We start from the raw sequence: 14,218 nt of genomic DNA, 5'->3' as shown, positions 1-14,218 counted from the left end.
CAGTCCTGAGCAGTGCCGACACGCGGGCCCCACACGCAGACCCACTCGATGATCGCCACCACGCAGCGCGAGCGCGTACTTCCCCGCCTGATCGAAGACGAGATGCGCGAGTCGTTCATCGACTACTCGATGAGCGTGATCGTGCAGCGGGCGCTGCCGGACGTGCGCGACGGGCTGAAGCCGGTGCACCGCCGCATCCTGTTCGCCATGTACGAGGCGGGGCTCACCCCCGCGCGGCCGTACAAGAAGAGCGCGACGGTCGTCGGCGATGTGCTGGGCAAGTACCACCCGCACGGCGACACGGCGGTGTACGACTCGCTGGTGCGCATGGCGCAGGAGTTCGCGCTGCGCTACCCGCTGGTGGACGGGCAGGGGAACTTCGGCTCCATCGACGGCGACAACGCCGCCGCCTACCGCTACACCGAGGCGAAGCTGTCGGCGGTGGCGATGGAGCTGCTGGCCGACATCGACCGCGACACCGTCGACTTCGCCCCCAACTTCGACGACCGGCTGCAGGAGCCGCGCGTCCTCCCGGCGCGCGTCCCCAACCTGCTGGTAAACGGATCGAGCGGGATCGCGGTGGGGATGAGCACCAACATCCCTCCCCACAACCTGGGCGAGGTGGTGGCCGCGGCGCTCCATCTCCTGGACCACCCCGACTGCGAGGTGGACGACCTGATGGCGCACCTGCCGGGGCCGGACTTCCCCACCGGTGGCATCATCGTGGGGACGGCGGGGATCCGCGACGCGTACACGAAGGGGCGCGGCCGCGTGGTGATGCGGGCGCGCGTGTACAAGGAAAGCCGCCGCAACGGCCGCGAGCAGCTGGTGGTCACCGAGATCCCGTACGGCACCAACAAGAGCCGCATCATCGAGCAGATCGCCGAGCTCACGCGCGCCGGGCGGATGAGCGACGTCAGCGACCTGCGCGACGAGAGCGACCGCGACGGCATTCGCATGGTGCTGGAGCTGAAGCGCGGTGCCGACGCGGTGAAGGTGCTGAACCAGATCTACAAGTGGACGGCGCTGCAGAGCACCTTCGGGGTGATCGCGCTGGCGCTGGACCACGGCGTGCCGCGCGAGCTGGGGCTGAAGCCCATCCTGGAGCGCTGGCGCGACCACCGCGTGCAGGTGGTGGTCCGCCGCAGCCGCTGGGAGCTGGAGCGCTCGCGCGACGAGGCGCATGTGCTGCGCGGGCTGATGGTGGCGCTGTCGCGCATCGACGACGTGGTGCGGATCATCCGCTCCAGCCGCACCCGCGAGACCGCCGCGGCCAAGCTGGAGAAGGAGCTGAAGCTGGACGAGCGCCAGAGCAAGGCCATCCTGGAGATGCGCCTCTCGCGCCTGACCCAGCTGGAGAGCCGCGAGCTGCGCGACCGTCTGGACGAGCTGGAGCGGCGGATCGTGGAGCTGGAGGCCATCCTCGCCAGCTCCGAGCGGCAGACCGACCTGATCCGCGGCGAGCTGCGCGACCTGGCCGAGAAGTACGCCGACCCGCGGCGGACGAAGATCTACGAGAACGAGAAGTCAGTGAAGCTGGAGGACATGCTGGCCGCCGAGCACGTGGTGGTCACGGTGAGCCGCGAGGGGTACGTCCGCCAGATCCCCATGGCCGTGTACCAGCGCAGCATGACCGCGGGAAAGCGGATCGCGCTGGACCGCTACGAGGACGACTACGTGGAGCGCGCCTTCGTGGCCAGCACCGACGATACGCTCCTCGTCTTCTCGACCGACGGCCGGGCGTTCGGCATCACCGTGCGCGACATCCCCGAGGCGGGGATCACCGCGCGCGGCAAGGCGCTGGGGCAGATCTTCGAGCTGGGGAAGAAGGCGGGCGTGGCCGCGGTGCACGTGGTCTCGGAGTTCCGCGCCGACCGCTCGGTCCTCTTCGCCACGGCGGACGGCACGGTGAAGCGGACCGCGCTGGACCAGTACGCCAACGCGCGCGTCGGCGGCATCGAGGCCATCAAGCTGACCGGGAAGGACCAGCTCGCCGATGTGCGGGTGACCGACGGCGAGGGCGAGGTGATCCTCGTGGGCCGCGGCGGACGGGCCATCCGCTTCGCCGAGAGCGAGGTGCCGATGATGGGGCGCGCCGCGCAGGGCGTGAGGGGGATGAAGCTGAAGGAGGGCGAGAGCGTCGTCGGCTTCGTGGTTGCGCGGCGCGAGGGCGGCGAGCTGTGCCTGGTGACGGAGCGCGGGTGGGCCAAGCGCGTGCCGCTGGACGAGCTGGTGCCGCAGGGGCGAGGGGGACTGGGGACGCCGCTGCTGGCAACGAGCAGGGAGACGGGCGAGGTGGCCGCCGCGCGCGAGGTGCACCCGGGCGAGGACCTGATGGCCACCACCAGCGGCGGCCGCGCGGTGCGCGTGAAGCCCGAGGCCGCGCCGCAGTCCGGCCGCGCGGGCGCCGCCGAGAAGTCGGTCGGCATCACCGGCAGCGAGCGCATCGCCGCCGTCACGCACGTGGCCGAGCGCGAGCTCCCCGAATCTCCCGAGGACGACGAGCCCATCGCCCTCGCCCCGGCCGTGGAAGACGAGGGGATGGAGATCGAGGACGCCCCATCGCCTCCGCCCTCCTCCGATGGCGCTTCACCACCCGCCGCGGCCGAGGAGCCGGAGCCGCCGGCGGATGGCGAGCTGGACCTGTTCGCCTGACGGCAGATCTCACGCAGAGACGCAGAGACGCAGAGACGCGGAGAACTCACCAAAGTTCTCCGCGTCTCTGCGTGCGACGTATCCGATGTCGGCCTTCCGCGTCGCGCCGGCGTCAGGGCATCGCGCATTCCGGGCAGGTGTACTTCGGATAGCACGACCACTTGCACGTGTACGACGTCTGCATGTGGGCGTTCACCGTGCCCCGCTGCGCAGACGGCTCCGCGGCCGTCGCGAACGAATCCACGCGGATCTCCTCGAGCTTCACCTTCATCGTTGCCTCCGGGGGGTTGGGTGGGGTGGAGCGCCGGGGTGGGCGGCGGTGGATCAGTCTTCCCGCTCGCGCTCCGGCATGACCGGCGGGGCGCACTCCGGGCAGGTGTACTTCGGCGGGCACGACAGATGGCACGTCAGCAGCAGGCTGGCCTCGAACGCCCGCACCGTGCCGCGCCCGTCCACCGGCTCCGCGCTCGTGACGAACGAGTCTACGCGGATCTCCTCGAGCTTCACCTTCACGGTCGCCTCCGGGTTGGGGTTGGATCTCAGATCACCGGGCATTCCGGACACGTTTCGTTGCCGGGGCACGTGGCGCGGCAGGTGATCACGATCAGCTGGCTCGCGGCCTGGCCGTGCACCGTCCCGCGCTCCTCCGGCGCCGCCTCCAGCGGGGCGAACGAATCCACGCGGATGTCGTCCAGCTTCAGCTTCATCGCTCCTCCTCGGCTCGGGGTTCGCCTCCCACCGCCGCACGTTCGGGGCCGCGGCGAAGAACCGGCGCGGCGGTTGAGGCGTTGTGGTGCTGAGACGAAATCGGAGGCGGATGCGTCACCCGATCCCCCTCATCGCAGCGCGGCGAGGACCTCGTCCGTCGAGCGGATGCGGGCGAAGCGGGGGAAGATGGTGGTGAGCGCGAACTCGTGCGCGCCGGCGCTCAGGGCCGAGGTGGCGTCCTCGACGATCACCTGCGCGTAAGCACGCTCGAAGGCGCCGCGGGCAGTGGATTCCACGCCGAAGTTGGTGGCGATGCCGCCCAGCACGATGGTCCGGATGCCGCGGCGGCGCAGCTGCAGCTCCAGGTCGGTGCCGTGGAAGGCGCCCCAGTTGCGCTTGGTGACGACGATGTCGCCGTCGCGCGGCCCCACCTCGGGGACGACCCGGTCCCACCCCGGCGGGCGCGGCATGGGTGGGGGCGGGTTGTCGACCGGCGGCCGCAGCATGTCGCGGCCGTCATCGGAGTAGCTGACGCGCACCAGCACCACCAGCGCCCCCGCCGCGCGGAAGGCGTCCGCCAGCCGCACCGCGTTCGCGACCACGTTTGCCGCCGCGTGCGGCATCGTGTCGCGCGCGACGATCCCCTGCTGCAGGTCGATCAGCACGAGCGCGGTGGTCGCGGCGTCCAGCGTCAGCGGCTCGGGCATCTCCATCTCCAATCAGGAAGTGCCGGCGGGGGATGCCTCGCCGTACAGGAAGAAGCTTTCCGTCGCGCGGACGCCGGCGCGCCAGCCGATGGCCTCCAGCTTCGCCTGCAGATCGGCGGGGTCATAGAAGACCTTGTAGATGTGGAAGCGGCGGCCGTCGTTCAGCTTGCGCTCCAGCACCACGTCGTCCTCGCCGCTCAGCTGGTGGTCGGTGGCGGTGGAGAGCTCGGTGCGCAGTGAGTCGATGAAGAACACGCGGCCGCCCGGCGCCAGCGCACCCCGCACCATCGCCCAGAAGCTTTCGAAGCGCTCCGGCGGCACGTGCGAGAGCCAGAAGCTGAAGAACACCGCGTCGTACGCCGCGTCCGGCCGCCAGGCGAAGATGTCGGCACGCTCGCGGCGCACCTTCGCGTCGCCCACGCGCCGGCGGTTCAGCTCCAGCACCTCGTCCGACGCGTCCACCGCCGTGACCCGGTCGGCGAAGCGGACGAGCTGCTCGGTCCACCAGCCGGTGCCGCACGCCAACTCCAGCACGCGGCCGGCGGGGCGGAAGCGCTCCAGCGCGGCGCGGAGCTCGTCCACCTCGGCCAGCCAGCGCGCGCGGTGCCCGGGGCCGCGGTCGTATCGCCCCTCGCGCAGGAACCACTCGTCGTACTCGCCGGCGCGGGCGCGGTAGTAGTCCTTCTGCTGCTCGATCAGGTCCATCCCCACCTCCTTTCGTCCCCTCAACATCTCACCGGGCGGCGGAGATCGCAAAAGATGGATCACACGGAGTCAGCGAAAGAAACGGCACAGATGCCGGAACCCTTGAAAATCCTTGATGCTTCGGAAGAGCCTACCGGACTTTGCGGGCCGAAATGCCCGAGTTTACCGCCACACCTATCCCACAATCCATCCCACTTTCGCGCGTCGCGCGCACACTGTAGCAAAGAAAACCGGCGGGCGAGGGAGGGAGAAGAGCTTCCCCGCCTCGCCCGCCGAGTCTATTACCCCCGACCCCGAGGTCAACCGGCCATGCGATTCCTTTTCAAGGGGCTTTCCTTTCCCATTGTTGGATCATCAGGCGCCTAACACCGGAGTTAAGCCGCGCCGCGAAGCGGCGTCGGCTTGGAAGAATTGTTAGCCATCAACCGAGAGAGTCTCGAGCGCCTTGAGAAAGCCTTGATGCTCGGCGCCCGAGCAATCGGATGACCCAATGGTGACAACAAAGACGGTGCGCACGGTCGTGATCTGGCCACTGGATACACACTGGAACGCTCTGCCCATGGCAACGAACCCAGCGCTGCCAGGCTTCGCCGAGTAGGTAACGTAAGTTGCGGTCCAGCCGGGCCCCTTGTATTGAACAGGCTGTGCGTCCGGGTTGGCGGCTTCCAGGCGAGCCTGTGCGGCGATTTCCAGCGCCAGTTCCTTCAGCTCCTCATCAGGGGGCACAGGAGGCGGCTCCCCGCCGCCCAGGTTGCGCGGAATGCCGGTAAGTCCGATTCGCATGGTTCCCGTTTCGATCCTGTAGTTGGACGCCCCAGGAATCGGCATCGGAAATGCGCGGAGCTGTTGTGCCTTCGGCAGGGTGATCTGAACATTTGGCTCAAGCTTCTGGGTGTAGAGCTCTTGAGCGGCTGCGGGCAAGGCAGCAAGCACCCCCAAGAGCGAAACGATGCTGAGGAGGAGAGGGGTTTTCTTCAAGGGGCTTTCCTTTCCCATGGTTGGATCATCAGGCGCCTAACGCCCAAGGGTCAGGGGTGCGGGGCCGGCGCGCAAGACTTTCATCCGGCGAAAGCATGGACGGCCCCGCATCCCCTGCAGCCGATTGTTAGGCCGCGCCGGACCGCTTTGGTGTAGTTCGCGAACGCCGGTCCCTCGCAAACTGGATGTCAAAAGATGTCCGGCGTGGTCTTATGTGCAGTCGCAAGCGCCCCGGAAAAGGCGTTGTCGAAGTGGTTTAGGAGCATTTCGATAAATCGTCCGTGGTAAACCCCATAAATAAGCTTGGAGAGGTTCACATCCTTCTGCTTCAGAATGCCGAATCGAAGCTCACCAACGCCAACCTTGGGAACCAGCCATGCCTTGTTACGCCACTGATCAGGCGTGTGCGTGAAATCGCCGTCACTGTCGTAGGACCACGTCTCGATATCGCCGTCATCGATCCCCTTGTAGATAGACTTCAGGAGATCCCCAGGGTTGCCTGTCGACACAATGATAGCCATGGCCAAATAGTCCTTATTCGAGTTTTTGACTTGCTTACACCTCGACTCACCAACCCTCAGCAAGACCGGTATGCTGTCAAGGAGGAATAGGTTGTGGGAGAAGGCGTGCGCGGCAAACCCAGCAGCGCTGGAAGGACCACGTTCGGCTGCCGCGATGCTTGTCCAGCGGCCTAACTTGTTGTTCAGTGGACGGAATTCCGGCTAACGTGCAAGGCTGCTGGCGCTGTTCCTGTTGCGAGAGAATGCCACGGCCGGTCAATCCCGCCTCGTGCATAACCGAATCCGCTCCAAACCAGATAATGCTCTGCCATCCAAGGTCAAGCGCCGGTAAATCACACGAATGCAATCCGATGTGTCGTGTGCTGGGGAGCGTGACGCGGATAGATACGCGGGGTGGCGGGATAGCGCTCATATTCCGTGTGTTATCGGGTGGCCTCGAGCTTCGCCTGCAGATCGGCGGGGTCGTAGAAGACCTTATAGATGTGGAAGCGGCGGCCGTCGTTCAGCTTGCGCTCCAGCACCACGTCGTCCTCGCCGCTCAGCTGGTGGTCGGTGGCGGTGGAGAGCTCGGTGCGCAGCGAGTCGATGAAGAACACGCGCCCGCCCGGCGCCAGCGCACCCCGCACCATTGCCCAGAAGCTTTCGAAGCGCTCCGGCGGCACGTGCGAGAGCCAGAAGCTGAAGAACACCGCGTCGTACGCCGCGTCCGGCCGCCACGCGAAGATGTCGGCACGCTCGCGGCGCACCTTCGCGTCGCCCACGCGCCGGCGGTTCAGCTCCAGCACCTCGTCGGACGCGTCCACCGCCGTCACCCGGTCGGCGAAGCGGACGAGCTGCTCGGTCCACCAGCCGGTGCCGCACGCCAGCTCCAGCACCCGCCCGGCGGGGCGGAAGCGCTCCAGCGCCGCGCGGAGCTCGTCCACCTCGGCCAGCCAGCGCGCGCGGTGCCCGGGGCCACGGTCGTATCGCCCCTCGCGCAGGAACCACTCGTCGTACTCGCCGGCCCGGGCGCGGTAGTAGTCCTTCTGCTGCTCGATCAGATCGTCGTTCATCCGCTCAACATCTCACCTCCCGGCGTCGAGCGCAAAGCGCCATGCTCGCGCGCCGTGCAGTCCTCGCACGACCACGCTCCCCGGCCCGCATCGTTGCGCCACCCGGTTGGTCCGCCTAGGTTCTGCATGCGGCTCCGGACGGGCCGTCCTGCATAGAAATCTCTTCAGGACGGGACCGAAGAGGCTGCTGCTCGAGGCGAGCCGCACCAAGGATCCCTCTCACAGGAGATGCCTCATGAAGAAGCTTGACCTGGACCTTAGCGCGCTGCGCGTCGATCGTTTCGAGGTGGAGCCGGAGGTCACGGCGAAGGGAACGGTGGTCGCGAACGAGTTCCTGCTCACGCTTCGGACCTGCAACTGCACCGCCGACACCTGCTACCCGCAGTACTCGTGCAACACGGGGAACCCCTGCAAGCCCTGCGTCGTCGGCTAGCGCACCGGCGCGCCGGACCTGTTCGCCTGAACGGAAGCTTTACACAGAGGCCACGGAGAACCGCGATGAGTTCTCCGTGGCCTCTGCGTTCTCCGTGTGAGACTTCTCTGGTGCTACAGCCCGGCGAGCGTGCGGATGTCGTCGCGCGTTTCGTCCTCGGTGGCGCCGTCGGAGATGACGACCTGCAGGTTGCCGCGGCGGTCGATGCCGTACACCACGCCGCTGTGGATGAGCTGCGCGGGGACGGCGGGCGGCGCCGGGGCGGGATGGTGCTCGTGCGGCATCGCCATCGCGGGCTCCGCCGGCTTGGGCGCGACGTAGGCGCCATACGCGTGCCACACCGCCGCCAGCGACGCCGAATCGCCCGTCAGCGCGGAGACCTGCGGGCCGAAGCGGGCGACGTAGCGCTTCAGCACCGCCGGCGTGTCGTGCGCGGGGTCGACCGTCACCAGCACGATGCGCGCGTCGCCCGCATCCTCGCCGAGCGAGTGGACGGCGCGCGAGAGGCGGCCGAGCGTCTGCGGGCAGAAGTCCGCGCACCGGGTGTAGCCGAAGAACACCAGCAGCGGCCGCCCGCGAAAGCTGGCCAGCGACACCGCGCGCCCGTCCTGGTCCGTAAGCCGGAAGTCGTCCACCGGCGCGACCGGATCGTACGTGGTGCCGTGGAACGCGATCCGCCGCGGCACCGCCATCCACCCCGCGAACGCGCCGGCCGCCACGATCAGCACCGCCAGCACCGGCAGCAGGGGAAATCGCCGTTCCGCCATCTCCCTCACCTCTTCTCCGTTCCCGTCCGCGCCACGTCCGCCGCTGCCTCGTCCGGATCCGGCTCGCGCGGGACGTCAGGCGCGGCCTCCGCCGGCTTCGGGCGCAGCAGCGAGAGGACGACCGAGCCGATCAGCACCAGCGCGACCACGCAGAGCGAGATGGCGGTGTCGATGTGCAGCCCGAACATGGTGGCCAGCATCTTGGCGCCGATGAAGATCAGCACGATGGAGAGGCCGGCCTTCAGGTAGTGGAACTTGTCGATGACCTCGGCCAGCAGGAAGTACAGCGAGCGCAGGCAGAGGATGGCGAACACGTTCGAGGTGAACACCAGGAACGGGTTGCGCGTGACCGCGAAGATGGCGGGGATGGAGTCGACCGCGAAGATCAGGTCCGTGGTCTCCACCAGCGCGAGGACGACGAAGAGCGGCGTGGCGGCCAGCCGCATCTTCCCGTCCCACCGCTCGCGGGTGAAGAACTTCTGCCCGTCGTAGTCGGCGCTCACCGGCAGGAAGCGGCGGATCAGCTTCAGCACCGGGTTGGCTTCGGGCTCGATCTCCACGTCGTCCTGCATGGCCATGCGGACGCCGGTGAAGACCAGGAACGCGCCGAAGACGTAGACGATCCACTCGAAGCGGCGGATGAGCAGCGCCCCGGCGCCGATCATCCCCCCGCGGAAGACCAGCGCGCCCAGCACGCCCCAGAACAGCACCCGGTGCTGGTGCTGCGGGGGAACGCAGAAGTAGCCGAAGATCAGGACGAAGACGAAGATGTTGTCGACCGAGAGCGCCAGCTCGATCAGGTAGCCGGTGAGGAACTCCAGCGCGTGCTTGCGCCCGCCCACGATGTCGGTGGGCAGGTTGTGCGTGTAGATGAGGCCCGCGAACGCCAGCGCCAGAACGAGGGTGATGGCGCTCCAGCGCCCCGCCTCCTTCATGGTGATGACGTGCGCCTTGCGGTTGAAGATCCCCAGGTCGACCGCGAGGAGCACCAGCACCACCCCCACGAAGCCCGCCCAGGCCAGCATGTGTGCCGTCAAACCGGTACCTTCCGTTGCGTCCGGCCATGAAAAGGGGCGAAACCCTCGTCCGGCGCGCGGGCGCCCGGAAAAGCCGGGCATCCGCCTGCCTGAACGAAGGTCTCGCCCTGAACCGAGGCTCGCGCCTCCGCCCCGGCCGGACCGTGCGGGTTTGGGCCCGCAGTCTTGACGATCCGGCCGCCGGGTTGTCTCACCCGGTTAGCTACTCCCCTTCCGTGTATCCGCGGAAGCTAGTGCGCAACAATCCTGCCGTCAAACCAGAATGTCTCCCGCGCGGACGCTGTGTCGTACCCCGGCATGGGGGAGCGGGTGCCGCCAATCCGGGCCGCCTGATATGGGACTCCAGCAATGCTGCGCGTGGGAGTCCTCCTGCGGGGCCCTCCCCCCGCGGCTGGGGCCGCGTACCCCCTCCCGATAACGGGGCCCGATAACGGGAGGGGGTAACTTGGAACGCGGCGCGCGGACGGCGGCGCACTCCTCGGCTGACGTGTGATGCGGGGCCCTCTCCAGCCTCGCGGCGCCGCGATGAAGCTTCCTCCGCGATGAGTTCTCCCCTCCCTCGCGGAGCGGGCGGAGGGGCCGGGGGCGGGGCCGGGGGAGGGGGTCAGCGTGGCGGGCAGGGTGCCGTTCGCGCGCGATAGATCCGCCGTGCGGTCAGACGGATGCGGCGGGGACTGAGGATTGGGAGGTGGATACGAGGATGAGCCGGAACGATCGCTACGCCGCGCTCTCACTCCCCGTCGCCGCCGGCAGCGTGAAGTGGATGGTGGTGCCCGTGCCGGGGCGGCTGTCCACCCAGATGCGGCCCCCGTGGCCTTCCACGATCCCGCGCGCGATCGGCAGGCCCAGCCCCACGCCGCGGCGGTCGCGCCCCACCTGGCGGAAGCGGTCGAACACGTAGGGCTGGTGCTCGGGCGGGATCCCGACGCCCGTGTCGGTCACCGCGAACCACTGCTCGCCGCCGTACGTCTCCGCCGTCACCCGCACGTGGCCGCCCGGCTCGGTGAACTTCACCGCGTTCCCCAGCAGGTTGGAGAGCACCTGCACCACGCGGTCGGGGTCGGCCATCACCGGCAGCGGCCCGCGCGTGTCGTCGGCCAGCTCCACCCCGCGCGCGGCGGCCACCGGCCTAAGCATCCGCACCGCGGCGGCCACCAGCGGGCGCGCGTCCACCGGGCTGCGGTCCAGCGGAATGCCGCCGCTCTCCTCCATCCGCGCCACGTCCAGCAGGTCGGTGATCAGCCGGTTGGTCTGCTCCACCGAGCCCACGATCTGCCGCAGGTTGTCGTCCATCCAGGGGTCCAGCGTGCCGTCGGGCGTCATGTCCAGCAGCATGGTGGCGTTCAGCAGGATGGAGGCGAGCGGGTTGCGCAGGTCGTGCGACACCACCGCCAGCACCGCCTCGCGGGCGCGGATGGCCTCCTGCGCCAGCGTGTACATCCGCGCGTTGTCGATCGCCAGCGCTGCGCGCCGCGCCACTTCTTCCGCCAGCGCGACGTCGGTGGCGCGGTAGCGGCGGCCGCTCTCCGCCGATGCGGCCAGGGTAATGGCGCCCAGCACCCGCCCCCGCGCCGCCAGCGGCGCGATGATGTACGAGCGCAGGTCCAGCTGCGCCAGGCGCCCGCGGTGGTCGTCGTCGTGCGCGATCACCTCCACCATCTCGGTGGTGAAGTCGGCCACCAGCAGCGGCAGCCCGGTGCGGATCACGCGCAGCACCGGGTGGCGCGAGAGATCTTCCTCTTCTGACACCGGGGGATGGTAGGTGTTGGTGTAGAGGATCTTCTCCTTCTCGGGGTCCACGTGCGCGCGGGCGATGCGCCGCAGCCCGCCGCCCGGCTCGGCCTCGTCGATCAGGCAGTAGTCGGCGAGCGCGGGAACGACCAGGCGGGCCAGCTTCTGGAAGGTGGTCTGATAGTCCAGCGACGCGTCGAGCAGCGAGCTGACCTCGGCCAGGAAGGCGTAGCGCTTCTCCCCCGCCTCGGCCTGCATGCGGGCGGCGCGCTCGAACTCGACGGACGGCGTGGGCGGCGTCTCCGCCTCGGCGCGCATCCGCGCGAGCTCGGCCGCTGCCGCGGCGGCCACGTCGTCCAGCGCCTGCAGGTCCGCCGGGGCGTAGTCGCGCGGCGCGGCGTCGAGGACCACGAGGGTGCCCAGCGGCTCGGCATCTTCCCCCGCCGTCAGCGGACACGAGGCGGCCACCCGCAGCTCCGGCGCGCCGCGGCGCCGGGCGGGCGCGGGGTCGATCCCCAGCTCGGGGATGGGGGTGGCGCCGTTCCATCCGTGCCGCCCCACCGCCACCGTGCGCCCCGCGTCGAAGCGCAGCACCAGCGCGGCGGGCGCGCCGGTGACGGTGCACGCGAGCCGCGCCAGGCGGTCGAGCACGCCGGGCTCCAGGGCGAGGTGGATGCGGCTGGACATGGCTTCGAGGCTTGGGAAGCCGTGATGCATGGACACTGCGGGGTGCTGCGCGGTGGGGATCGGCGGTCCGCGGGATACCACCGGCGGCCGGGCGGCCCGTCACCGCGAATGATAACCGGGGCGCGCGGGAAGGCAAAGCTATGGGTCCGGGGCGATCCACCCCTCGGCGCAGGCGCGGTCGATCGTCCGCACCACGAACGGCCAGAGCGCGGGGGCGCCGTGCTCGATGGGCGCCATCCGCCGCAGCACCTGCGCCCGGGCGATGCCGTGCTCCAGCCACGATCCCCCGCCGCCGTAGAAGTTCAGCAGCAGCGGCTGGAAGCGGTCCAGCGCCACGGCGAAGCGCGCGTCCGCCGATTCCCCCGCCTCGAACTCTTCCCAGAGCGCGCGCAGCTCGCCGCCCTGCTCCGCGGGAAGGAGGCCGAAGGTGCGCTCGGCGGCCAGCCGCTCGCGCTCGTCGCGGCCCAGGTTGGCGTCCACGTCGTAGGCGAAGGTGTCGCCCGCCTCCACCTCCACCACGTCGTGGACCAGCAGCATGCGGACGACGCGCGCGGCATCGACGCCGGGCCCCGCGGTGTCGGCCAGGAGCACGGCGAGGAGCGCCAGGTGCCACGAGTGCTCGGCGCTGTTCTCCCGCCGCGAGCCGTCGACCAGCCGCGTGCGCCGGATCACGCTCTTCAGCCGGTCGGCCTCCAGCGCGAAGCGGATGCGCCGCTCGAGCGCGTCTCCATCTCCCGCGTTTGTTGAACCCTGCGCGGCCGCGTGGAGGTCCGTCTTCCGGTCCATCGGCATCACCAGTCGTCCACGTCGTCGCGGGCCTCGGCCCTGCGCCGCTCCGTCCGCCGCTCGGCGATGGCGTGCAGCCGCCGGTCCTCGTCGGTTTCCAGCACCAGCGGGGGAACGGGCGCGGGGCGGCCGTTCAGCCGGTCGAGCGCCACGTAGGTGACCATGCAGCGGTTGGTCTGCCGCCGCACCCCGGTCTCCACCTGCTCGGCCGTCACCGTCACCAGCACGTCCATCGAGGTGCGGCCCACGCGCACGATGCGGCCGTGCGCCTCCACGTAGTCGTTGGCGTACACCGGCTGGTTGAACTCCACGCGGTCGATGGAGACGGTGACCACCGGGAGCCGCGCGTGCCGCCGCGCCACCACGCCGCCGCACTTGTCCACCAGCGCCAGGATCACGCCGCCGAACACGTTGCCGTGATGGTTCAGCTGGTCGGGCATCATGCTTTCCGAGAGCACGGTGTACGACTCGCGCGGCGTCTTGCCGGGGGGTGTCGTCTCGTCAGTCATTCGGCTCGTTACGATGGGTGCACCGGTCTTCCCGGGGTAATTCTATGCGGTGAGCCGGAAGCCGGCCATGCGTTCTGGTCGAGAACCGTTGCGAGGGAGTGAATACAGATATTAAATTGATCGATACAGAAAGGAGATGCCTATGGCCAGCACACACAAACGCAGCGCGCTCGCGAAAGGTGGCGCCCGGCGGCCCCCGGTTCGACGCAAGAACCTGAACATCGACCAGGAAAAGCTTGACCGGGTCGTCAAGATTCTTGGCTCGAAGTCCGAAACCGAGGCCATCGACAAGGCCCTCGACATCGTGCTCTACCGTGACGAATTAGTAGAGGGAATCGAGCGGATCATCGGCACGGGAGGCGTCGAGAACTACTTCGACGATCATCCCGATTGGTAAAGTTCGCGTTCGACACCAATCTCTACATCCGTTCAATTCGGGAGGCGGAGTTCGGGGTCCGTCTTAGGGATTTCTATGCCCGTCATTCGCCTCGCATGCACCTGTGCTCCGTTGTAGTCCACGAGTTGCTCATCGGCGCGAACTCCCCTGAGAGAATACGTGATATTCACGACACGATCGTCGATCCGGCGGAGAAGAAAAACCGCATCATCACGCCGACGCACTCAGCATGGGATCGGTCTGCGCAGGCGCTGAGCGCCTTGGCGGTCAAGCACCGCATGGAGCTTGGGAAGATCTCTCGCTCGCTCGTAAATGATGCGCTGATTGCCGCCTCGTGCGCGGAAGCCGGCGTGACGCTGCTGACGGACAATCTCCACGATTTCAAGCGCCTTTCCGAGCGCATCCCGGTGCGGTTCGCGCAACCGTGGCCTATGGATTCGGAAGAAATCTGATACATGCGCATTGACCAACACCGTTTCGCGCACTAACTTCCGCGTTCCTGACCCATTTCAGCCCACCCTGACGCGATGGCCGCCCGGCGGCCG

17 protein-coding genes are annotated in these 14,218 nt (G+C 68.6%); 4 read left to right on the top strand and 13 right to left on the bottom strand.

Features of this window, described 5'->3' with window-relative positions; all coding sequences use genetic code 11:
• Positions 1-48 precede the first annotated feature (48 nt).
• The gene (gene gyrA / locus VLK66_RS14895) at positions 49-2,655 is read left to right on the top strand and encodes a DNA gyrase subunit A (RefSeq protein WP_325310231.1); all 2,607 of its coding nucleotides are present in this window, start codon (positions 49-51) and stop codon (positions 2,653-2,655) included.
• Positions 2,656-2,767: 112 nt separating this feature from the next.
• Here gyrA and VLK66_RS14890 read toward each other — a convergent pair whose 3' ends face one another.
• The 8 genes from VLK66_RS14890 to VLK66_RS14855 all read right to left on the bottom strand — a co-directional run bounded on the left by VLK66_RS14890 (position 2,768) and on the right by VLK66_RS14855 (position 7,326).
• A complete protein-coding gene (locus tag VLK66_RS14890) occupies positions 2,768-2,926 on the bottom strand; it encodes a hypothetical protein (RefSeq protein ID WP_325310230.1) in 159 nt (52 codons plus the stop codon).
• Between the two features lie 53 nt (positions 2,927-2,979).
• Positions 2,980-3,168 (bottom strand): pinensin family lanthipeptide, encoded by a 189-nt coding sequence (locus VLK66_RS14885; RefSeq protein WP_325310229.1) that lies wholly within the window; start codon positions 3,166-3,168, stop codon positions 2,980-2,982.
• Positions 3,169-3,194: 26 nt separating this feature from the next.
• A complete protein-coding gene (locus VLK66_RS14880; protein ID WP_325310228.1) occupies positions 3,195-3,362 on the bottom strand; it encodes a hypothetical protein in 168 nt (55 codons plus the stop codon).
• Positions 3,363-3,491: 129 nt separating this feature from the next.
• Positions 3,492-4,070 carry a hydrolase gene (locus tag VLK66_RS14875; RefSeq protein WP_325310227.1) on the bottom strand — a complete coding sequence of 193 codons (579 nt, stop codon included), beginning with the start codon at positions 4,068-4,070 and terminating at the stop codon, positions 3,492-3,494.
• A gap of 12 nt (positions 4,071-4,082) precedes the next feature.
• Positions 4,083-4,775, bottom strand: coding sequence for a class I SAM-dependent methyltransferase (locus VLK66_RS14870; protein ID WP_325310226.1), 693 nt, complete (start codon positions 4,773-4,775; stop codon positions 4,083-4,085).
• A 414-nt stretch (positions 4,776-5,189) separates the two neighbouring features.
• A complete protein-coding gene (locus VLK66_RS14865) occupies positions 5,190-5,753 on the bottom strand; it encodes a hypothetical protein (RefSeq protein ID WP_325310225.1) in 564 nt (187 codons plus the stop codon).
• Between the two features lie 188 nt (positions 5,754-5,941).
• Positions 5,942-6,274 (bottom strand): hypothetical protein, encoded by a 333-nt coding sequence (locus VLK66_RS14860; protein ID WP_325310224.1) that lies wholly within the window; start codon positions 6,272-6,274, stop codon positions 5,942-5,944.
• 422 nt (positions 6,275-6,696) lie between these two features.
• Positions 6,697-7,326 carry a class I SAM-dependent methyltransferase gene (locus VLK66_RS14855; protein ID WP_325310223.1) on the bottom strand — a complete coding sequence of 210 codons (630 nt, stop codon included), beginning with the start codon at positions 7,324-7,326 and terminating at the stop codon, positions 6,697-6,699.
• Positions 7,327-7,561: 235 nt separating this feature from the next.
• On the opposite strand from VLK66_RS14855, the gene VLK66_RS14850 reads away from it, so the two are divergent.
• Positions 7,562-7,759 carry a hypothetical protein gene (locus tag VLK66_RS14850; protein ID WP_325310222.1) on the top strand — a complete coding sequence of 66 codons (198 nt, stop codon included), beginning with the start codon at positions 7,562-7,564 and terminating at the stop codon, positions 7,757-7,759.
• A gap of 113 nt (positions 7,760-7,872) precedes the next feature.
• Here the strand turns inward: VLK66_RS14850 and VLK66_RS14845 are convergent, their stop codons facing one another.
• The 5 genes from VLK66_RS14845 to VLK66_RS14825 form a co-directional block, all read right to left on the bottom strand.
• Positions 7,873-8,526, bottom strand: coding sequence for an SCO family protein (locus VLK66_RS14845; RefSeq protein WP_325310221.1), 654 nt, complete (start codon positions 8,524-8,526; stop codon positions 7,873-7,875).
• 5 nt (positions 8,527-8,531) lie between these two features.
• On the bottom strand, positions 8,532-9,551 hold the full coding sequence (locus VLK66_RS14840) for a TerC family protein (protein ID WP_349260508.1): 1,020 nt from the start codon (positions 9,549-9,551) through the stop codon (positions 8,532-8,534).
• 729 nt (positions 9,552-10,280) lie between these two features.
• The gene (locus VLK66_RS14835) at positions 10,281-11,981 is read right to left on the bottom strand and encodes a GAF domain-containing sensor histidine kinase (protein ID WP_325310219.1); all 1,701 of its coding nucleotides are present in this window, start codon (positions 11,979-11,981) and stop codon (positions 10,281-10,283) included.
• Between the two features lie 138 nt (positions 11,982-12,119).
• Entirely contained in the window at positions 12,120-12,767 is a 648-nt protein-coding gene (locus tag VLK66_RS14830) for an HD domain-containing protein (RefSeq protein WP_325310218.1), read from the bottom strand.
• A 5-nt stretch (positions 12,768-12,772) separates the two neighbouring features.
• Complete coding sequence (locus VLK66_RS14825) at positions 12,773-13,276, bottom strand: acyl-CoA thioesterase (protein ID WP_325310217.1); 504 nt, start codon at positions 13,274-13,276, stop codon at positions 12,773-12,775.
• 142 nt (positions 13,277-13,418) lie between these two features.
• Here VLK66_RS14825 and VLK66_RS14820 point away from each other — a divergent pair, with 142 nt between their 5' ends.
• Both VLK66_RS14820 and VLK66_RS14815 read left to right on the top strand, forming a co-directional pair.
• Complete coding sequence (locus tag VLK66_RS14820; protein WP_325310216.1) at positions 13,419-13,673, top strand: hypothetical protein; 255 nt, start codon at positions 13,419-13,421, stop codon at positions 13,671-13,673.
• Entirely contained in the window at positions 13,667-14,125 is a 459-nt protein-coding gene (locus VLK66_RS14815; protein ID WP_325310215.1) for a type II toxin-antitoxin system VapC family toxin, read from the top strand. The genes VLK66_RS14820 and VLK66_RS14815 overlap by 7 nt, the downstream gene beginning before the upstream one ends.
• Positions 14,126-14,218 lie beyond the last annotated feature (93 nt).

This window comes from Longimicrobium sp. (assembly GCF_035474595.1).
Lineage (GTDB): Bacteria > Gemmatimonadota > Gemmatimonadetes > Longimicrobiales > Longimicrobiaceae > Longimicrobium.
Note: the sequence above shows the minus strand (reverse complement) of the source record. Positions and strands in the feature narration are given on the sequence as shown.